A 19,822-nucleotide genomic window follows, 5' to 3' on the forward strand; every position below is an offset into this window, starting at 1 on the left:
TTATCCACCTCATTACAATCATAATTCTTTTCGGAATATATAATCCGTCTGTTCATCATCACCCATAAAAAATGAATGTGAACCCACTTTTTTAAAACCTTTCTTTTTATAAAAGGAAATTGCCTTATTGTTAAATTCCCAAACACCTAACCAAATCGACTTCTTATCTAGTCGTTTAGCTTCTTCATGCGCTAAATTTAACAATGCTTTACCCAGCCCAAGTCCCTGATATTTATTCAGTATATATATTCTTTCGACTTCGAGTGCATCATCACCCATCGGTTCAGACTGAGCTGTTAAAATATTTAATTTCAAGAAACCAGCGCATTCATCATCATAGAATATATAGAAAAATTGAGAATGTGGATTTTTTAATTCAGCTGCAAAGTTTTCCTTTGTATATGCCTCATCAGAATAAGCCTTCATGTTTTCTGCAGAATTTTGTGCCATGAATGTCTCATGGAATGTTTGATAACTAATCGCGAGAAGATGATCTAAATCATTTAAATTGCATTTTCTAATATGTATTGTCATATAAATACTCCTATAGCCAGCTTGTTAGCCACTTATTATTCTCTTTAGTATACAGCATTCTCTCATAACCGCCCTGTTCGAGAGCTTGGTAGAATTCCATTCTATCAGGTATGACTTTATAAACTGCCAAGTCTCGTGTCTTAGCATCGAGATAGTCTCTGACATGTTTAAAATCTTCTGATCTTACTTCTACAGCTTTACCTTGCAAGCGAATTTGTCTACCTTGTTCTCGCCAGTAAAAATTCATTGCTACATGACTATTTTCTTTAAGTTGTTCGACCTTTGTTCTTCCCTTACCACTTTCAATAAAGAATCCTTCATCATCCATTGCTTTTATAACCAGGACTCTAGAATCTACAAGGTGAGTTTGATCGTAAGTAGCCAGCACCATACTTCTTGGCTCCAGCACTTCTTTTGCAACAGCGCATTTAAACCATTCTTGAAAATGAGATAAAGGTGAACTAAAAGTACGATCATCGAAACTAGGGAAAGGTCCAGACATCACTGGTGATTGGCTAAGCATTTCATTAATATTCATGGTGACACTCCTATTTATATTATGGTTGGATTTTATCACATATAGGTATATTTTAGATAAAGAGAATCATTTCTTAAGAAGGTAGTGATGATGTGGCTAAGAAAAGAATAGCTATTATTGGAACAGGCGTTGCTGGGACGTCTCTAGTAAAATTTTTTGTAAGTGATGAACGTTTTAACGAGAATTATGAAATTGATTTATATGATGGTAAAAAGACAATGGGACGTGGTTATGCCTATCAGCATGATGATGAAAACTTAATTGTGAATCTCCCAGCGGAGCTGATGTCACTCACTTCAGATCAAGGAGACTATATTAAGTGGTTGGAAAGTAATAAATATGAAGCTGAAAGTTACACAAGTAGAAGCTTATATGGAGAATACATACATTCTACTCTGATGAATTTTGTACATCGTCATCAAAATATAAATACAGTCGAAAGCTTTGTTGAAGATATATCATTTGAGAATGACGAAAATATTTATACTGTTTATACAGATGGTGCTGTCTCGAAATATGATGCAATCTTCTTAACAAATGGTGAGATGTCATATAGTGATCCTTATGAGCTAAAAGGTGAAAAGAACTTCATATATAATCCGTATCCAATTGAAGATGTTTTGAAAAATGTTAAAGGGCGAATTGGAATTATAGGAAGCGGTTTGTCTGCGATAGATTGTTTTAGATATTTATTAAAAAATGGACATTCTAAGGTGACTGTTTTGTCGAGAAGTGGAGAATTACCTTCTGTTAGAGGCACTTATTATGATCTCAGTGGGGAATACTTCTCTATTGAGCATGCGATGTCCGACAAAAATCAAGATCTAATCCCATTAGATCGTATTGTAGATTTATTTAGAAAAGAACTTAGGGCGCACGGTATACAAGAAGAATTATTAACTAGAAAAACTGACCGGCCAGAGATTGATTTAAAGTTTGATTTAGAACATCCAGATGAAGTCGGAAAGATACAATATCTTATTACTAGTCTAGAAGATACATTTAAAGTACTGTATAAATATTTATCAAGAAAAGACAAAACTCGGTTTATGGAAGAATATCACGAACTTATTCAAAGCAATCATTCGCCAATGCCACCGCATGGTGCCAAACAAATACTTGAATGGATTGATAAAGGACGTCTCGAATTTTTAGATGATATGGAATCGGTAGAAGTTAATGATGAGTTTTTAGTTGGATTTGAAGATAAAAACCAAAAACCATTCGATGTACTCATCAATGCAACAGGACCCGTGTCTGATATTAGAAAAGATAACACCTTATTGATTAAAAATCTCTACAATAGGATGCTTGTTGAACCGGATGAATTTGGAGGACTATTGATCGATAAATACCATAGGGTCATCAGTCCGAGGTATGGAACGATGCACAATTTTTATACAATTGGTGCCTTAACTGTCGGTTCAGATTATTTAATTAAAGGGGTGACGATGTTATCAACTGAGACCTACCATCTAGTAAATCATTTTCTCACACGTAATTAATAAGGAAGTTTTGGTCAAAGTGGTAGACAAGTAGATTAATTAGGCGGAGAATAGTAGAGTCAATTAAATTTTAAGGAAGTGCAATTGTTTTGTCAGAAGTATTTAAAGAAAAATTATGGACCAAAGACTTCATCAATACCTCGATCGTTAACTTTGCATTGATGATGTCTCAATATCTATTGTTGGTAACTATGACAATGTATGCAATTGATGAATACGGTGCTTCGATAGGATTAGCAGGACTTGTGTCCAGTTCGTTTATTATTGGATCTCTGATCGGTCGATTATTTGGTGGGCGTTCAATTGCTGGCGTTGGTAGTAAGCGAATGCTTGTCATTTCATCTATATTTGTCTTAGTAGCGGCGTTAACTTACTTTATACCGATGGGTATTTACCCATTGATTGGTGTACGTATTTTCCATGGTATTGCTATGGGCTTTGCGATGACAGCTACAGGTACAATTATTGCCCAAGTCATTCCACCTAGTCGAAATGGTGAAGGTATCGGCTACTTTAGTATGTCGGTCGTTCTCGCAACAGCAGTGGGTCCATTAATCGGTGTGTCACTTATCAATGTTTACGGCTTTACTAGTATTTTTGTATTTTCTTCAATTATGGCAGTCGTTGCACTCGGACTTGGTTTAACAGTTCGTGCACCGCAAATGAAGTTGTCGAAACCTGTGAGTAAAGGCATAAGTCTAGGTGATTTCTTTGAGAAGCGAGCGGCACCAATATCTATAGTGATGTTCTTCTTAGCTTTCGCTTGTTCTGGGATTTTATCCTATGTGACAGCCTATGCAGATAGCATCAATTTAGTTCAAGCTGGTAGCTTATACTTTACGGTATATGGTATTACGGTCCTCTTATCTAGACCGATTACTGGACCTCTACTTGACCGTAAAGGTGCCAACATCATTATGTACCCAGCACTAATCTCATTCGCCATCGGTTTATTCATTATTGGAACAGCATCAAACACATTAATATTCCTACTGGCAGCAATATTTATTGGTTTTGGATATGGGAATGCTCAGTCCATCACACAAGCACTCGCCATCAAGGTGACCCCGCCAGAACGTGTGGGTCTAGCCAATACAACTTACTTTATTGCCTTAGACTTCGGTCTCGGTTTTGGACCATTTATTTTAGGTAGTATTGTAGCAGCCTTTGGGTACAGTGGCTTGTACTTTATTCTATCGATATTTGTTTTAGCTATTATTCCGATATACTTATTCTTACATGGGCGTAAGGACAAATATATTTCTCAGTAAAATTAAAAAAGATAAAAAATGCTACCCTGGTTTATTTTTACGTGACCAGGGTACTGTATTGGAATTATCTGTTTTAATATGAGGAGGAATACATCTATGTCATTAGCCAAAATCATTGAAGAAATCAGAGAAAAACGCGACGAGACAGGAATACTTACGATTCATTTGAATACAGACTCAAGCGCAGGTAACGGTAATAATGGTGAGTGGAAAATTCATTTAAAAAATGGCTTTAAGACCCTAAAAGAAGAAGTGAAGGACAGAAACGCTGATGATGAGTTAAAAGCTTTGAAGAAGTTACAAGAAAAGGTAGAGAAGGAAGTGGCCATGCATCAAAGAGAGATGCGTAAAGGGTTTATTCTCGTTGCTTCGTCAGATGGTGAACTCTACCGTGCAAGAGTTTTACAAGTTCCAGTAACAACATCTTTCCATTGGGGTAAGACTGCAGAAACTCAGCAGATTGAAGAATTAGAACAACGCTTCCCAGAAACGGCAATCGTGTCTGTCCAACAGGCTGATGTGACCTTTATCGAAACATCACTAGGTATTATTAGAGATACCAAAAAGTTCTCATGGGACGTTGAAAGTGAAAGTTGGTTGGATTATGATGAAGTCGTCCATCAACAGACACGCGGCGGTGGAAGAGACGAGTTCCAACGACGGTTTGAAGAAAACCAACATCGCTGGTATAAGAATCTCGCAGCAGAAATTGATAGGGATGTCAAAAAGCGTAAGCTTGAAGGTGTCTACTTAGTGGGTAGTCAAGAGAGTGTACAAGAAGTAGAAACGCATTTAAATGGCACAAAAGTCCTTGGTGTAATTACAAAAAATCTGGGATCTAAGCAAGATCATGAGATTGTTGCAGAAGTATTTGATACCTTAGTCTAAAATTTAAAAGCACTTAACTATGTGAGCCTAGTTAAGTGCTTTTTTTTTATGAATTTTTACAAATTTTTAACACAAAGTGTGGGGTTCAAGGTTGTTTATCGTAAATCTTTATTCAGAGAAAGCTAATGTTTGAGGCATTCTGTTCACTACTTATAGCTAAATCTATATTAGTGTAGCACTTTAGATTAGCTCAAAATGATAAAAGAAACAATAACTTTTCTATAAATTAACAAGGATTTAAAGGTGAATTGCTAAACTTGAAGACGCCTGGTAAGAGAGACAGACGGATCAAGGAGGATTTACATGAAAGTAAGATTTGAAAATGTATCAATGAAATATGATGGCAATGATAGGACGATATTAGACGACATGAGTTTTGACATTCAAGATCATTCCTTGGTTTCAATTCTAGGTCCGTCTGGGTGTGGTAAGTCCACAACTCTCATGCTTATATCAGGGTTACTCATGCCAACGGACGGAAAAATATTCTTCGGTGATACAGATGTTACGAAAAAAGATGCGAATGCACGAAAAGTGGGTATGGTCTTTCAAAATTATGCCTTATACCCCCATCTATCCGTTATCGATAATATTATGTTTCCTTTAAAAATGGCTGGAGTAAACAAAAAGAAACGTAAGGAAAGAGCCTTAGAACTAGCAGAACTTGTACAAATTTCAGAGCACTTGAACAAGAAGCCTGGACAATTGTCAGGCGGACAGCAACAGCGCGTCGCCATTGCGAGAGCCCTCAGTAAGGAACCGTCAATTTTGTTGATGGATGAACCATTATCTAATCTCGATGCAAAATTGAGGAAGGGCATGCGTGAAGAAATACGAAGAATTCAAAAGGAGACGGGTGTGACAACGGTTTTTGTTACTCACGATCAAGAAGAAGCCTTAAGTATTTCAGACAAAGTGATGGTGTTGAATGAAGGGTTAATACAACAACATAGTGGACCGCAAGCGCTCTATGACCGACCGGATAATATTTTTGTCGCTCAGTTTCTTGGAAGTCCGGAGATTAGTACCTTTGACTTTGATGATTTAAAAGCAGGTTTTGACTCAAGTCTTCGAGACAGATTACAGAGTAAAGACGTTAAGCTCATCGGTATACGACCAGAATCATTTACCCAAGTTGATGGTGAGTCAGGTCTTATAACGGGTGTGGTAGACCGCATAGAAATCGTAGGTAAGGAACGTACAGTTCGATTGAAGCTAGATAATGAACAAATTGTCGACATTACAGATGTTGATATCAACTTCACTGAAGGTGATAAAGTTTCTTTCACAACGAACTTTGATGCTATGCATTTCTTTGATGGATATGGAAATCGAGTGGTGATTAAAGATGCAGAATAGAAAAACTTGGAAAACGACTTTTCAAGCATTCTGGTACATATTACCTTTGTTTATCATCATTGGTGTCTTTAACATTTACCCGATAATAAAATCTTTTGCGATGGCATTTTACAACGACTACAACATCTTTACAGGTGAGACAAGCGGTTATGGTTTAACGAGTTTTGAAACATTGTTTAGTGATCAAGAATTTGCTGAATCCTTGATGAACACTTTTGTTTATGTACTCTTTGTCACACCACTTTCTATTGTGATTGCCTTAGCGATATCAATATTGTTAAATAATGTCAATTTCTTAAAACCATTATTTCAATCTATTTACTTTCTCCCATTTGTCACGAGCACAGTAGCTATTTCCATCGTTTGGCGATGGCTCTACCATTCAAATTACGGATTAATTAACTACTTGTTGGGCATATTTGGAATTGACAGTATCAACTGGTTAACAAACCCGGATTGGGCTATGCCTGCGGCAATTATTATGGCGATATGGAAGAGTTTAGGATTTAATATTTTGTTGTTCTTAGTTGGCTTAAACAACATCAGTAAAACCTATTATGATGCTGCGAGAATTGACGGAGCGAATGCATGGCAAAGATTTACCAATGTGACTGTGCCGTTACTTGGACCAACAATATTTTTAGTTTCAATTCTTTCAATAATTAATAATTTTAAGGTGTTCGATGAAATATATGCCTTATTTAATGGTCAACCTGGACCGTCGAACTCAACAATTACCGTTGTGTATTACTTATACAAAAAATTCTATACAGAATTTGACTACGGTGTTGCATCAGCATCAGGAATTGTATTGTTTCTAATTATTTTCGTTATTACACTCATCCAACTTTGGATGAACAAGCGATTTGTACATTACAGATAGAGGAGGAATTTCATGGCGAGTGTTTCAAAGAAAATAATCATCTATGTATTACTTGGCATCGGTGCATTAACAATGATAATTCCTTTTTACTGGATGATTGCAACATCGTTAAAAACAGCTGGAGAAGCAACTGCAATGCCACCCATCTGGTGGCCAGTATCGATGGTGTTTAGTAATTACGTTGAAGCTTTTCAAGTCGCACCTTTTGTACGGTACCTCGTCAATAGTGTGATTGTTACAGCACTGAGTACTTTAGGAGAGGTCTTAACGGCAATTCTTGCAGCCTTTGCCTTTACGCGATTAAATTTTTACGGAAAAGATGTACTATTTGCCTTACTGCTTGCGACGATGATGGTACCTGGAGAATTATTGATCATTCCGAACTTTGTAACCTTAGCCAACTTAGACTGGATAAATACATACATGGCACTGATTGTGCCGTGGTTAGCCAGTGTGCTATCAGTGTTTATCGTTAAACAGAGGTTTGAGTCGATATCAGATAACCTCTATTACGCAGCGAAGATAGATGGCTGTTCGGACTTTAGATTTCTATGGCAAGTGCTTGTGCCCTTAAGTCGTTCGTCTATTATTACGATGGTTGTTTTAAAAGTAATTGGCTCATGGAATGCTTTCTTATGGCCGTTACTTGTAACGAATGACACTGAGATGAGAACTTTACCTGTTGGACTTCAAGCCTTCACGACAGAGGCTGGTACGCGTTTTGAACTACTTATGGCAGCATCGACATTTGTGATTGTACCAATGATAGTGTTCTACATGATTTTCCAAAAATATATTATTAAAGGTATTGCAAATACCGGAACGAAAGGATAATTTACCATGAACAAGAAATTATTGATGGGATTAATGTTAACAATGATGATTTTTGTACTTGCAGCTTGTGGTGGAGGAGAAGAGGGTACGACAGAAGAAGCTTCAGGAGATGAAACATCAACAGAAAGTAGTAAAACTTCTGAAGAATCGGCAGAAGAAACTTCAGGTGACACGACACAAATTACTTTTTGGCATGCAATGAATGGTCCACACCAAGAAGCGATCACGGAACTAACAAACAAATTTAATGAATCACAAGATGAGTATGAAGTGGTTGAACAAAATCAAGGTGACTATGAAACTCTAAACCAAAGTATTATGGCTTCAGGGGTATCTGATGATCTACCGACAATTTCACAGGCGACTGCTTCGAATATTCCTGACTGGTCATCAAATGATTTAATCATCCCATTAGATGACTTATTGTCAGGAGAAAATTTTGATCAAGAGACTTATGACAGCATTATTCCAGGATTTTTAGAAGGTGTTTCATATGAAGATCAAACGATGGCTTTACCTTTTTCTAAATCAGTAAGAATCATGTATGTAAATGAAGATATTTTAGAAGAGTATGACGCAGAATTACCAACAACATTTGAAGATGTACAAGCATTAGGTGAAGAGATGCAAGAAGCTGGAGATGAGCGTTTTGCTTTAGGTCTTGAAGCAGGTGTTGAAATGGAACTTGAAACAATGGCGAGACAAAATGGGGCTGACTGGATTTCAGATGACCTTTCAACAGTCGATATCGGTGAAGAAAATGCGACAGAACCGATGCAGTATATAGTAGATGGAATTGACGCAGGATGGGCAAGAACTGCTGGGGAAGATGGATATATGTCAGGTCCATTTAGCCGTGGTGACATCGCAGTTTACCTTGGTTCATCTGCAGGATTATCACATGTTGAACCTGGTGCGGAGGAAAGTGGTATTAACTGGTCAACTGCTGAATTACCAGTGTACAACGAAGGAGAACCACTGACATTATTAGCAGGTAACGATCTTACAGTCTTTGCCTCAGCATCTGAAGAAGAACAACAAGGTGCAGCGGCATTTATGAACTTCTTACTACAGCCTGAAAACACTGCAGAATGGGCAATTGCGTCGGGGTATGTGCCAGTTACAGAAGCTGGAATTGAACATGAGTCATATCAGACTTATTTAGAAGAAAACCCGAATGCAGAAGCTGCAGCAGCGGAAACAGAATATGCGATTGCATCACCAATGTTTGCAGGTTCAGGTGAGTACCGTAATGCGATGTTAGAAGCACAAGATGCAATTCTAATTGATGGTGCTGATGTAACAGAAACAATGCAAGGATTACAAGAAGAAGTGACGACAATTATTGAAGAAAACAATTAGGTATTAGGAGCGTAAAAATGGAACGTATTATATTTTGGAATGGACTACAGTCCATAGGCTCCAATATATTTTCATTAGACAATGGTAAGGATCGTCTAATTATGGATTTTGGCATGCCGAATGAAATGTATGAAGACGGAGGTAACTTATCTGTGACAGAAGCATTAATTGAAGCGGGTAAGTTACCGGCAATTCCACATCTATTTAACACTGAGGGTTTTAAATCTGATTTAGCAGGTGTGTCCAATCGTCCATATGAAAACCAAGCAGTGTTTATCAGTCATCTTCATCTAGACCATAATGCAGGCTTAAAATACTTGCCAGAAAATACGGCAGTATATATGTCAGAAGAAACGAAAGCCTTATACGATGCTTTACTATCGAGTGATCTCGAAGTAGAAGTAAAAGCAGAGCTACATGCTGTTGGCTATAACAGACCTGTGAAAATCGGACATTACACAGTGACTTTTGTCCCTAATGACCATGATATTGTAGGTACATCCAGTATCTTAATCGAAGTAGATGGTAAAAAAATTCTGCACAGTGGTGATGTTAGAAAACATGGATATCACCCGGGAAATATTAAGGATTTAACTAGTCATGTTAAATCTGTAGATCTACTCATGATAGAAGGTACGTCGTTTAGTTTTCCGGATGAGGATGATAAAGATTATAGAAGTGAGAAAGATTTAATAGATGACTTTACACAACTCTTACTCGATGAAAATCGAACGATAGTGATTAATCCCTATCCGAGAAACGTCGAACGATTGGTAGAATTGAATCGTTTAGGACATAGAATAGGTCGTCCAATATATTGGGATAAACGATTTTCTGATTTATTAAGACACTATACAACAGAAGCAGTTTGTACATGGAAAAAATTAAGTGATTACAATCATCAAGTCGTGCAGACTCATTTTGATGATATCGATAAAATTAGTGAACTAGAAGCAGGTGTCTATGTTCATATGAACGGAGAACCACTGGGTGACTATGATCCACGATACGAAGTATTGATGAAAACCTTAGAAGAAGTCGGTTTTGATTTTGTAGATTATAGTGTCTCAGGTCATGCATCTAGAAAAGACATTATCGATATTGTAAAGGATATAGATCCCGATGTGACGGTGCCTTGGCATACTTTTGAACCTCAGGCACAAGCAGCAGCTTTGAACGAAAATGGTGTCAGGACCTTTTTACCAAAAGCGGCTAAAGCATATAAATTAGAGGAAATTTTGAGCGATGAAGCAGCTGAATAATGAGCTGAAAGGAAGAAGGCGGCATATTTTTGCCGTTCCTTTTTGTGGGGTGAGCTGGTATTTGCATTCTAGGTTAAGGATATTCGGGTGGTGACATGGAATACTCATCTCCATCCAACTCAACTAGAGCAGTGATGAGAAATCCTCGTGCCCATCCAACATTCAACAACCCGCTTAATTCTTACTCATTTCATAATAATCCTGCCAAACATCATCGGGAACCATATCTCCACCTGTACTCCAGGCAATATGTGTGCCGCTCTTATCCATTTGAATCGCGCCGTAGATACCCGCTAGTGCGGATGGTTCTAGTTTTATGGATTCAGTATCGTAGATTGCAGTTAACATTTCAAACAGATGTGTATCACTCACAGTGCTGATTCCTGAAATAAGGTTTTTTAACAAGTCACCGACAAAGCCTGATGGTCGCCCAACTGCAAGGCCGTCAGCAGCAGTTAAATTATCCAAACCGAAGTCTTGGATTGATAATCGATCATGATAATCTGTCATCATACCGAGTAACATGCAAGGTGAGTGTGTGGGTTCGACAAAGTAACAATTTACAGAATCTCTGAAAACAGTTTTTAAGCCAAATGCTATGCCGCCTGGGCCGCCACCAACACCACATGGGAGGTAGACATTCAAGGGCTGGTTTTTATCGACCTTAATATTTTGATCTTGAAGTTGAGCTTTTAGACGAATGGCTGCAACAGCGTAACCTAAAAATAGGGTCTTTGAGTTTTCGTCATCAATGAAATAGCTATTTGGATCATTTAAACTATCCTGTCTGCCTTGTAAGACTGCTTTGGAATAGTCATCTTCATGTTCAACCACGTTTACGCCTTTTTCTCTAAGAAGATCCTTCTTCCATTGACGTGCGTCTAGGGACATGTGGATTGTTACTTTAAATCCTAATTTAGCACCTATTATTCCGATACTTAAACCAAGATTTCCAGTCGAACCACAGACTAGCTCGTGGTGTGAAAATAATGTTTTAAAGTCATCACTATCAAATTTTATATAATTATCTTCAGTGCTGATTAATCCCGCATTCAAAGCGATTTTTTCAGCAAACCATAAAACTTCATAAATACCACCACGCGCTTTTACAGAACCAGAAATAGGAAGGAGATTGTCCTGTTTTAAATATAGTGGACCATCAACTTTTTGATTAAACAAAGACTCTAAGGCTTTAGGCATATGAGTGAGTTCTGTTAAAGCAGAGTCAATAATACCAGCTTGGTCTGTAGTTTCTGGAAATACGTGTGCAATATAGGGTGCAAAACGTTTTAAACGAGCCTCAGCATCTAGAATATCATCTTCTGTAAGTGCTAAATCATCTGTCACAGTATCCATTGATTTAATATTGTCATTTAACCAGATGGTCTCCTTATAATCGATCAAATCTTGTATTTTAGGATATTCGCGTATCCATTCTTTTTTAGATTTATCTGCAATCACAAAATCAACTCCTTAACCCTTTTCACTTAGTGTATTAAATTTAGGCAAAATAAAAAAGGTTCCTTGCTGGGGAACCTTTCTTACTATTTGTCATCAAGCTTGTTCATATCGATAACAACTGTACCAGCATCATAGTTCATATCTTTTAACTCAGTCTTATGCGCACCTTCAAAATCTGGACTATCGATAAACAACACGGATTGGTGATGTTCTAAAGCAAATCTGTAAGCTTCTTCTTGTTCGTGGTTTAATTTCATGTTTTCGATACGTCTGTCTTCAGGCTCACCTGCAGAGAAATAAGTGATTAATTTATCACTAGCATTACCATCAATCGTCTTCGATTGCACATCCTCATTTAATTCCAAGCTTTCAAAAGAATCATTTGAATACACTGTTAATTTTCTTCTGTCGACGTTCAACTCATTTTTCAATTCGTGAATTCGATTCAATAAATCTTTCTCGTTGACGAAAGTTTCAACTCTAGACATTTTCATCCCTCCTGAGGATTAACATTTACTAGATATCTACCCTGGAGAGATGAGTTAAAACAATATTAATCGTTTAATTATCTGATATATTCTTGTTTGAAAGTTTTATACAGCTGATCTTCAAAGTAATTTTTATTTGCTTGAATATAGGCTTCGACTAACAAGTAGGCGAAGAATGCATAGTAGCACGCACCTATAATAATCCAAGGATTACCAGAATTGAAATAAAGTATTAATCCTAATCCTATTACTGCAAACAGTAAGGAGAAAATAGTTACCAAACGGTATAAGTTAAAGTATCTCATTTGATCCCTAACAGTGGCAGTGATGTCCTCTCTGAAGCGGTCGTATCTTTCTTTGTCTTGACTATCAAGTTCACGCACTGCGTCGTCAGCTAAAAACTTCGTCACTTTGATATCGCCACTGAAACGTTCTTCTTGATATTTGATGTCTACAACAGGGTTGTGACTGAATAAATAATGGAAAAATTGTCTAAAAGGAATATTCATAATCTGCCTCCTAAATAAAATAAGTTTAATAATAAAAGTCAACTTTAGACTTTATTCACGGTGCGAGTATTGCCTTAAAACAAACAGGTAAGAGACCGATTGAACAAAATACAGTACCACCAGGCGTGAAAAATTGGGGAGCTGAATTTAAGAGAGAATCAATCAAATCATTTACACAGTCATTAACATCACATGCTCAAATGATTACACTTCCACATAAAAATAACTATCTCTCACTGGACCCAACATATAAAGATGATTATGGTCGTCCGTTGTTACGTGTGACCTATGATATTACAGATCATGATAGAGCGGCTTATGATTTCATTGGTGAGCGCATAGCTGAAATTATGGAAGAAATGGGTGCGACAGAAGTTGTACGTTCAGAGCTCCCTGAACACTTTGACATTTACCCGCCTCATAATGACCACATTGTTGGTGGAGTCATTGTTGGTGCGGATTCTTCAAACAGCGTAGTAAATAACTACTGTCAAATGTGGGAAGAAGAAAATGTCTTCGTTATTGGTGGGTCACTTTTCCCGCATAACGGTGGCTATAATCCTACTGGTACAGTTGGTGCCTTTGCTTACCGTGCAGCAGAAGGAATTGATTCTTACCTTGACGACAACAGAATATTAGTTGAAGATGCTACGACAGCGACTGCGAATTAAGAATTTAGTAATAAAGACACCTCTAGGCTTCGAGTTCATACTCTGGCATAGAGGTGTTTTAATTTATGCATCTGGTCCTGTGGGTCTTGACTTATAGAGTTCTATCCACTCCTCAACAGTAAATTTCTCTGCTAATTCTGCTAGTAGTTCATAAGGAATTTTTTTAGGGTTAGAGAATCGTATACAACTTTTACCCATATTTAACTTTGTTGTCATGTGTTTTGGATATTCTTCAGTAAACCAATCAAGCACTTCAGGCTCTCTGTACATCCCCATATGGTAAACAGCAAGGTGTCTTTTTTGAGCTGCTATACCGATGAATGGTAAGGGGGAGTTGTCAACATGATAGCCTTCAGGGAAGGTAGATAATGGCACGTCAAAGCCAGGCATGCCATGAGAAGTATTAACTTCAAAACCTGGTGGTAAGTGTGTTTCAAATGTTTCCCATGTCTTTAGAAATGCATCTTTCCATTTATCATCTATGGATGCTACATACTCATCAAAAGTCATACTTTAACCTCCTTTTATTCAATTTTACTATAAAAATATATAAAGGCAGTACATAAAAAAATGTTTATTGTAAGTTATTAGGGTAATTTATAGAATATAAACAAATGGGGGTATGTATATGAAGAAGGCTTGGGCATTATTTTTATTTATTGCTGTAATGCTTGTACTGACGGCTTGTGGAAGCAGTGAAGAGACGCGGACATTTGAAATGAATGAAGGCGGTATCGACAGTACCTTAGTCTATACTTACAATGGGGATGAAGTAATCAGTCAAGATGCTGAGAATATCGTTAACTATGAAGAACTAGGTATCACTAAAGAAGAAGCGGAAGAAATTCTAGGACCTGTCTCTGAAGAATATGAAGGTCTACAAGGTGTTGACTACAGTATTGAATTTGGTGATGACGAGGCTGTAGAACAGTTAACAGTGAATTATGAAGAACTAGATTATGATGAAGCACAAAATGTGACAGGTATTGATCTTGAAGGTGATCCAGAAGAAGGTGTCAGCATGGAAAGGTCTGCTGAAATGTTAGAATCTCAAGGTTATACAGAAGTCGGTGAAGATTCAGAAGAATAGAAATACAAAATGATAATATATAAGCTTTGGATGAGAAATCTTGAATTTGAGACTACTCATCCTTTTTTATCTTCTAGCTATGTTGAACTGGTGGTATTACAGTTATAATGGAGTTAAAAGTGAAGTTTTAGGAGTGACAACCGTGGGAGAGATTATTTCATTAAAAAATATTACGTGGCGCCGCGGCAAAAAGGAAATTTTGAAAGATGTTTCTTGGACAGTTAATAGTGGTGAACAGTGGGCAATTCTTGGTTTAAATGGTTCGGGTAAGACATCTATTTTAGATATTGTGCTCGGTTATAATTATCCTACAAGTGGCAAAGCTACGGTTATTGGGACTGAATTTGGTAAGGCAAGCTTACCTGAGATGCGAAAGAAGATTGGTTATGTCAGCTCCAGTCTCGATAAATTTCATCAAACATTGAATAGAGAGACAGCAATTAACATTGTCATCAGTGGTAAATTTGCTTCATTTGGTATTTACGAAGATCTAGATCCTGAAACAATCGATCTTGCGGATTCAATACTCCATATGTTGAATCTTAGTCATTTGCGCGACCGTACATATGATACTTTCTCACAAGGTGAGAGAAGAAGGATATTGATTGGACGTGCGCTAATGGGAGGGCCTGAGCTGTTGATCTTAGATGAACCATGTAGTGGACTTGATGCGAGAGCGAGAGAAGATGTCTTAAACATTGTAAAAAGAATAAGTGATGAAGACCGACATTTACTCTATGTGACGCATCATATAGAAGAATTAATTCAACCAATTACCCATGTTTTACTTATTAAAGATGGGGAAGTTTTAAAGGCAGGACCAAAAAAAGAAGTGTTAACAGATTATAATTTAAGTGAAGTGTATAAGACACCGGTGGCTGTTAGATTTTATAATGACAGACCGAGTTTAATCATTAAAGAGACGGAGGCTAAGGATGAAAAATAAATACATCTTAATCTTTATCGCATTTTTAATTGTATTTAGTCCTTTAAATGTTCAGGCAGTTGAAGGAGATAATAATCAATATAACAACGAATATCAAGATCCTTGGCAAAATAATAATCAAACAGATACATATAATGAAGGTCAAAATGGTGTGACAAATGATAGTTATCAAGACCCGAATGCTAATAATGAAACGTGGGATGATGGTTCGACGTCTGAAGGATATTATGATACGAATGGTAACTGGGTAGAAGGTGGTCAAAGTAACACGAACAACTATAATGATAATAATTGGAATGATGGTAATAACTCAGAGGGTTATTACGATGCCAACGGTGTGTGGATAGAGGGCGATAATACAGAAGGTTATTATGATTCCAATGGTGTATGGGTAGAAGGCAATCAAAGAGAGACTCAAGATGACGGTTATAGTGATCAAGCCAATGAAACGGAATATCAAGAGTCTGTTCAAACATATGAAGAGCCTGTAGTGGAAGAGACAGAACCAGTTGTGGAAGAAGAGGTAGCTGAAGAACCTAAGAATGAAGAAGGTATTTCGATTCAAGCGCTTGAGGGAGAAGGTTATACAGTTAGTGGCTCTGTTATTGATGACAGTGAAGCGAGTGTGGAAGGTATTACGCTCGTATTAACGGATGGAGAAGATTCTGTTGAATCTCAATCTGATGCCAATGGAGAATTTCTTTTTGAAGATGTGGCTCCAGGTACATATACATTAAATATGAAAGAAAACGATTCTTACCAAACCACAACAGAACCTATTGATGTTGAGGTCGGCAATAGAGATAAGCTAGGTTATTCTATTGAGGTTCAAGAAATTGAAAGTGAAGAACCTGTTGAAGAAGACACCGAAGAAGAAAAAGAAACGTCTGAAGCGGATGAAGTACCTGTAGAAGAAACAGAAACAGATGAAAAGTCTGAAGAATCAATTTCGGACAGTATATCCGGGTTGGAAATTACTTTAATTTCAGTCGGCGTCTTACTACTACTGTCAACAATTGGAGTTATCGTCTACCGACGTTTTGTTAGATAAGCAAATATTTCTTGCATGAAGAAAAGTAATTTGATATTATATAACTTACCGTGCTAAGCGGGGAGGTAGCGGTGCCCTGTACTTGCAATCCGCTCTAGCAAGGCTGAATCCCGCTTTTGAGGGTTTGGAGTGTGAGGACTGCCTCGTAAGCTTCAATGTTGATATTGCGGTCCTATGCAATAGAACGTCATGAACCATGTCAGGTCCGGAAGGAAGCAGCATTAAGTGGCCAATTCTATGTGCCGTAGGGTTGCCGTGATTGAGTTGAACTTACGAGTAACGCTTGTTCATCAGACACGACAAAGCGGTGCACGGTACTTTTTTGACTTCATAAGAATGAAGTCTTTTTTTATGCCTAAATATAAGGGTCTAAAGCACACCATATGTTATAATTACAGCTAGAAATAATGAAAAGATGAGGTGCCTTTTGATGGAATATCAGGCGTTATATAGAGCTTTTCGGCCTCAGAAATTTAGTGATGTTGTTGGCCAGCGTCACGTAACTAAAACCTTACAAAATGCCATTCAACGCGGTAAGGAATCACATGCCTATTTATTTAGTGGACCAAGAGGTACTGGTAAGACAAGTATCGCTAAGGTCTTTGCTAAAGCTTTAAACTGTCCGAACGAACAGGATGGTGAACCGTGTAATGAATGTGAAATTTGCCAATCTATTACTGACGGTAGTGCGAACGATGTGATTGAAATTGATGCTGCAAGTAATAATGGTGTAGATGAAATTCGTAATATTCGTGATAAGGTGAAGTATGCACCAGCGGAAACGAAGTTCAAAGTCTACATTATAGATGAGGTTCATATGTTAACGACAGGTGCTTTTAATGCGCTGTTAAAAACTCTAGAGGAACCACCAGCACATGCTATATTTATCTTAGCAACTACAGAACCCCATAAGATTCCCGCGACGATTATTTCTAGAACACAGAGATTTGATTTTAAATCACTTGATCTTAATGAAATAACTGAGCGACTTGAATTTGTTGCGGACCAAGAAGGTACTAAGTACGATCCAAATGCACTACGCTATATTGCGAGAATTGCAGAAGGCGGAATGCGTGACGCATTGTCAATTATGGATCAGGTCATTGCCTTTTCAAGTGATGAAGTGACTATGGAAGACGCGGTAATGATTACAGGCGGTATTGAACAAGATGAATTAAATGACTGGTTAAAAACAATAGAGGATAAAAACACAGAAGCGGCATTTCATAAATATCAGCAATTTATAGATGAAGGTAAGGACCCGACACGTCTAGTCCATGAGCTTGTATTCTTTATAAGAGATGTTATATTGATGAAGCACTCTAATAAGATTACTGAGGGTACAGCCTTTGTTCATACAGAAAATGAAATTTTGTACAAGATGGTTGATGTGTTAAATGATGCAATGGTCAGCATGAGATTTTCAGTAAATACGAGTGTGCACTTGGAAATTGTCATTGTTAAACTGATTCGTGTACTTGAATCAGTACATCCTTCTGCGAACATCAATGAAGCTTCGTCTAATGAGATTGTAGAACTTAAGGCTCAAATTAATGCTCTACAAGAGAAGATAGAACAAGGCATTGAAGTGAAAGAAAAACCGAAGAAAACTGTTGCAAGAAGTAAGCAAGGGTTCTCAATTGAGAAGATAGAACGTGTATTGAAAAATGCGAATAAAGAGGATTTAGTTAAACTTAAAGATGGTTGGCCAGGGGTCTATAAATACATTGAAGATAAAGGTCTTCAATCTTTACGAGCTCTAATCAAAGATTCTGTACCGGTTGCTGCAAGCGATACGCATGTCTTAATCAAGTTTGATAATGATGTGCACTGTGAACTTATCAATCAGAATGCCAGCAAAAAAGAAGAGCTTGAAAAGTTAATACTGGAAATTATAGGTAAGAAAGTACAAGTTGTTGGGGTCCCAGATTCGAGTTGGAAGCAAGTCAGACAAAATTATATTGATCAACACAGAAGTGACATTCAGCAAAACCAGTCTACTGAAGAGAAATCCTCAGATATCGCAAAGAAAATGTTTGGAGATATCGTTGAGGTGAATGATTGATACTTTGTAAAAAAGTCATAATCATATATAATATGGAAGAAATAAAAATGTATCGGAGGATGAAAACATGCGCGGTGGTATGAATAACATGCAAGGCATGATGAAGCAGATGCAGAAAATGCAAAAGAAAATGGAAGAAGAACAAGCGAAGCTGAAAGAAGAACAAGTTGAAGGTACTGCAGGTGGCGGTATGGTGACCGTTGTTGTTTCTGGACATAAAGAAGTCATTGACGTTGTAATCAAAGAAGATGTTGTAGACCCAGATGATATCGATATGTTACAAGATCTCATTGTCGCGGCAACTAATGAAGCAATGAACAAAGCTGATGAACTAACAAGTGAACGTCTTGGTAAGCACACAAAAGGCTTAAATATTCCAGGGATGATGTAAATGCATTACCCAGAACCGATATCTAAGCTCATTGACAGCTTCATGAAATTGCCAGGTATTGGGCCGAAAACAGCTCAGCGCCTGGCATTTTATGTACTTAATATGAAAGAAGACGACGTAGTAGACTTTTCTAAAAGCCTCATGCAAGTTAAAAGAGAGTTAACTTTTTGCAGTGTATGTGGGCATATTACAGATATAGACCCGTGTTATATTTGCCAAGATAAGAATAGGGATCGTTCGACGATTTGTGTAGTTCAGGATACTAAGGACGTCATTGCTATGGAGAAAATGCGTGAGTATAAAGGTCTGTACCACGTTCTCCATGGTGCAATTAGCCCAATGGACGGAATTGGACCTGAGGATATTAACATTCCTTCATTATTAGAAAGATTAAAAGATGAAGAAGTAAATGAACTCATACTAGCAACTAACCCGAATATTGAAGGGGAGTCGACTGCCATGTATTTAACTCGGCTCATCAAACCGATTGGTATCAAGACAACTCGCCTGGCACATGGCTTACCTATTGGTGGCGATCTAGAATATGCGGACGAAGTCACCCTATCTAAGGCAATAGAATATAGGACTGAATTATAAGGGCGTGCATGCCCTTATAATTTTTTAAATAAATTTTTAAATAAAGGGTTGCATTAATTCTTAGTGTCCTGTATAGTTATATCTTGTTGAGCGACAAACACGAACACAACAAAACAC

General features: G+C 37.5%; 21 protein-coding genes and 1 other RNA gene. 16 read left to right on the forward strand and 6 right to left on the reverse strand.

Going from position 1 to position 19,822, the window contains the following annotated elements; genetic code table 11:
• Positions 1–18: 18 nt before the first annotated feature.
• Both JEM45_RS08320 and JEM45_RS08325 read right to left on the reverse strand, forming a co-directional pair.
• Positions 19–534, reverse strand: coding sequence for a GNAT family N-acetyltransferase (locus tag JEM45_RS08320; RefSeq protein ID WP_026867042.1), 516 nt, complete (start codon positions 532–534; stop codon positions 19–21).
• A 10-nt stretch (positions 535–544) separates the two neighbouring features.
• Entirely contained in the window at positions 545–1,057 is a 513-nt protein-coding gene (locus JEM45_RS08325) for a pyridoxamine 5'-phosphate oxidase family protein (protein WP_198687265.1), read from the reverse strand.
• Between the two features lie 107 nt (positions 1,058–1,164).
• On the opposite strand from JEM45_RS08325, the gene JEM45_RS08330 reads away from it, so the two are divergent.
• The 8 genes from JEM45_RS08330 (at position 1,165) to JEM45_RS08365 (ending at position 10,436) form a co-directional block, all read left to right on the forward strand.
• Positions 1,165–2,577: an FAD/NAD(P)-binding protein gene (locus tag JEM45_RS08330; RefSeq protein WP_198687266.1), complete on the forward strand. Its 1,413-nt coding sequence runs from the start codon at positions 1,165–1,167 to the stop codon at positions 2,575–2,577.
• Between the two features lie 89 nt (positions 2,578–2,666).
• A complete protein-coding gene (locus JEM45_RS08335; RefSeq protein ID WP_035856450.1) occupies positions 2,667–3,848 on the forward strand; it encodes an MFS transporter in 1,182 nt (393 codons plus the stop codon).
• Between the two features lie 96 nt (positions 3,849–3,944).
• Complete coding sequence (locus tag JEM45_RS08340; protein WP_198687267.1) at positions 3,945–4,736, forward strand: VLRF1 family aeRF1-type release factor; 792 nt, start codon at positions 3,945–3,947, stop codon at positions 4,734–4,736.
• A gap of 303 nt (positions 4,737–5,039) precedes the next feature.
• Positions 5,040–6,095, forward strand: coding sequence for an ABC transporter ATP-binding protein (locus tag JEM45_RS08345; protein ID WP_035856455.1), 1,056 nt, complete (start codon positions 5,040–5,042; stop codon positions 6,093–6,095).
• A complete protein-coding gene (locus JEM45_RS08350) occupies positions 6,085–6,978 on the forward strand; it encodes a carbohydrate ABC transporter permease (protein WP_198687268.1) in 894 nt (297 codons plus the stop codon). Before JEM45_RS08345 ends, JEM45_RS08350 begins: the two co-directional genes overlap by 11 nt.
• Positions 6,979–6,990: 12 nt before the next feature.
• Positions 6,991–7,812 carry a carbohydrate ABC transporter permease gene (locus JEM45_RS08355; protein WP_198687269.1) on the forward strand — a complete coding sequence of 274 codons (822 nt, stop codon included), beginning with the start codon at positions 6,991–6,993 and terminating at the stop codon, positions 7,810–7,812.
• A gap of 6 nt (positions 7,813–7,818) precedes the next feature.
• Positions 7,819–9,174: an ABC transporter substrate-binding protein gene (locus JEM45_RS08360; RefSeq protein ID WP_198687270.1), complete on the forward strand. Its 1,356-nt coding sequence runs from the start codon at positions 7,819–7,821 to the stop codon at positions 9,172–9,174.
• Between the two features lie 17 nt (positions 9,175–9,191).
• Entirely contained in the window at positions 9,192–10,436 is a 1,245-nt protein-coding gene (locus JEM45_RS08365; protein WP_026867048.1) for an MBL fold metallo-hydrolase, read from the forward strand.
• A 174-nt stretch (positions 10,437–10,610) separates the two neighbouring features.
• Here the strand turns inward: JEM45_RS08365 and JEM45_RS08370 are convergent, their stop codons facing one another.
• The 3 genes from JEM45_RS08370 to JEM45_RS08380 form a co-directional block, all read right to left on the reverse strand.
• Positions 10,611–11,897 carry a D-serine ammonia-lyase gene (locus JEM45_RS08370; protein WP_166626455.1) on the reverse strand — a complete coding sequence of 429 codons (1,287 nt, stop codon included), beginning with the start codon at positions 11,895–11,897 and terminating at the stop codon, positions 10,611–10,613.
• An 83-nt stretch (positions 11,898–11,980) separates the two neighbouring features.
• Positions 11,981–12,385 carry a general stress protein gene (locus JEM45_RS08375; protein WP_166626456.1) on the reverse strand — a complete coding sequence of 135 codons (405 nt, stop codon included), beginning with the start codon at positions 12,383–12,385 and terminating at the stop codon, positions 11,981–11,983.
• A gap of 77 nt (positions 12,386–12,462) precedes the next feature.
• Complete coding sequence (locus tag JEM45_RS08380; RefSeq protein ID WP_198687271.1) at positions 12,463–12,894, reverse strand: hypothetical protein; 432 nt, start codon at positions 12,892–12,894, stop codon at positions 12,463–12,465.
• 125 nt (positions 12,895–13,019) lie between these two features.
• On the opposite strand from JEM45_RS08380, the gene JEM45_RS08385 reads away from it, so the two are divergent.
• On the forward strand, positions 13,020–13,565 hold the full coding sequence (locus tag JEM45_RS08385) for a GMC oxidoreductase (RefSeq protein ID WP_235678855.1): 546 nt from the start codon (positions 13,020–13,022) through the stop codon (positions 13,563–13,565).
• Positions 13,566–13,628: 63 nt separating this feature from the next.
• Here JEM45_RS08385 and JEM45_RS08390 read toward each other — a convergent pair whose 3' ends face one another.
• Complete coding sequence (locus JEM45_RS08390; protein WP_198687272.1) at positions 13,629–14,075, reverse strand: DUF1801 domain-containing protein; 447 nt, start codon at positions 14,073–14,075, stop codon at positions 13,629–13,631.
• A gap of 118 nt (positions 14,076–14,193) precedes the next feature.
• Between JEM45_RS08390 and JEM45_RS08395 the strand changes: the two genes are divergently transcribed.
• The 7 genes from JEM45_RS08395 (at position 14,194) to recR (ending at position 19,705) form a co-directional block, all read left to right on the forward strand.
• Entirely contained in the window at positions 14,194–14,655 is a 462-nt protein-coding gene (locus tag JEM45_RS08395) for a YehR family lipoprotein (protein WP_026867052.1), read from the forward strand.
• A 142-nt stretch (positions 14,656–14,797) separates the two neighbouring features.
• A complete protein-coding gene (locus tag JEM45_RS08400) occupies positions 14,798–15,601 on the forward strand; it encodes an ABC transporter ATP-binding protein (protein WP_198687273.1) in 804 nt (267 codons plus the stop codon).
• On the forward strand, positions 15,591–16,652 hold the full coding sequence (locus tag JEM45_RS08405) for a carboxypeptidase-like regulatory domain-containing protein (protein ID WP_198687274.1): 1,062 nt from the start codon (positions 15,591–15,593) through the stop codon (positions 16,650–16,652). The genes JEM45_RS08400 and JEM45_RS08405 overlap by 11 nt, the downstream gene beginning before the upstream one ends.
• 48 nt (positions 16,653–16,700) lie before the next feature.
• An RNA gene (gene ffs, locus JEM45_RS08410) (signal recognition particle sRNA large type) lies at positions 16,701–16,967 on the forward strand.
• A gap of 115 nt (positions 16,968–17,082) precedes the next feature.
• Positions 17,083–18,717: a DNA polymerase III subunit gamma/tau gene (dnaX, locus tag JEM45_RS08415; RefSeq protein ID WP_198687982.1), complete on the forward strand. Its 1,635-nt coding sequence runs from the start codon at positions 17,083–17,085 to the stop codon at positions 18,715–18,717.
• Between the two features lie 67 nt (positions 18,718–18,784).
• Entirely contained in the window at positions 18,785–19,108 is a 324-nt protein-coding gene (locus JEM45_RS08420) for a YbaB/EbfC family nucleoid-associated protein (protein ID WP_026867056.1), read from the forward strand.
• On the forward strand, positions 19,109–19,705 hold the full coding sequence (recR, locus tag JEM45_RS08425; protein ID WP_026867057.1) for a recombination mediator RecR: 597 nt from the start codon (positions 19,109–19,111) through the stop codon (positions 19,703–19,705). It abuts the gene before it with no gap.
• Positions 19,706–19,822 lie beyond the last annotated feature (117 nt).

The sequence above is a fragment of the Jeotgalicoccus sp. ATCC 8456 genome (assembly GCF_016313225.1).
Lineage (GTDB): Bacteria > Bacillota > Bacilli > Staphylococcales > Salinicoccaceae > Jeotgalicoccus > Jeotgalicoccus marinus.

Bases quoted from the DNA above. Each gene is read 5' to 3' on its own strand.
- JEM45_RS08345 (WP_035856455.1), top strand. From the start codon at position 5,040: ATGAAAGTAAGATTTGAAAATGTATCAATGAAATATGATGGCAATGAT.
- JEM45_RS08355 (WP_198687269.1), top strand. From the start codon at position 6,991: ATGGCGAGTGTTTCAAAGAAAATAATCATCTATGTATTACTTGGCATC.
- JEM45_RS08340 (WP_198687267.1), top strand. From the start codon at position 3,945: ATGTCATTAGCCAAAATCATTGAAGAAATCAGAGAAAAACGCGACGAG.
- dnaX (WP_198687982.1), top strand. From the start codon at position 17,083: ATGGAATATCAGGCGTTATATAGAGCTTTTCGGCCTCAGAAATTTAGT.
- JEM45_RS08380 (WP_198687271.1), bottom strand. From the start codon at position 12,894: ATGAATATTCCTTTTAGACAATTTTTCCATTATTTATTCAGTCACAAC.
- JEM45_RS08360 (WP_198687270.1), top strand. From the start codon at position 7,819: ATGAACAAGAAATTATTGATGGGATTAATGTTAACAATGATGATTTTT.
- JEM45_RS08375 (WP_166626456.1), bottom strand. From the start codon at position 12,385: ATGTCTAGAGTTGAAACTTTCGTCAACGAGAAAGATTTATTGAATCGA.
- JEM45_RS08350 (WP_198687268.1), top strand. From the start codon at position 6,085: ATGCAGAATAGAAAAACTTGGAAAACGACTTTTCAAGCATTCTGGTAC.
- JEM45_RS08420 (WP_026867056.1), top strand. From the start codon at position 18,785: ATGCGCGGTGGTATGAATAACATGCAAGGCATGATGAAGCAGATGCAG.
- JEM45_RS08365 (WP_026867048.1), top strand. From the start codon at position 9,192: ATGGAACGTATTATATTTTGGAATGGACTACAGTCCATAGGCTCCAAT.
- JEM45_RS08320 (WP_026867042.1), bottom strand. From the start codon at position 534: ATGACAATACATATTAGAAAATGCAATTTAAATGATTTAGATCATCTT.
- recR (WP_026867057.1), top strand. From the start codon at position 19,109: ATGCATTACCCAGAACCGATATCTAAGCTCATTGACAGCTTCATGAAA.
- JEM45_RS08395 (WP_026867052.1), top strand. From the start codon at position 14,194: ATGAAGAAGGCTTGGGCATTATTTTTATTTATTGCTGTAATGCTTGTA.
- JEM45_RS08325 (WP_198687265.1), bottom strand. From the start codon at position 1,057: ATGCTTAGCCAATCACCAGTGATGTCTGGACCTTTCCCTAGTTTCGAT.
- JEM45_RS08405 (WP_198687274.1), top strand. From the start codon at position 15,591: ATGAAAAATAAATACATCTTAATCTTTATCGCATTTTTAATTGTATTT.
- JEM45_RS08390 (WP_198687272.1), bottom strand. From the start codon at position 14,075: ATGACTTTTGATGAGTATGTAGCATCCATAGATGATAAATGGAAAGAT.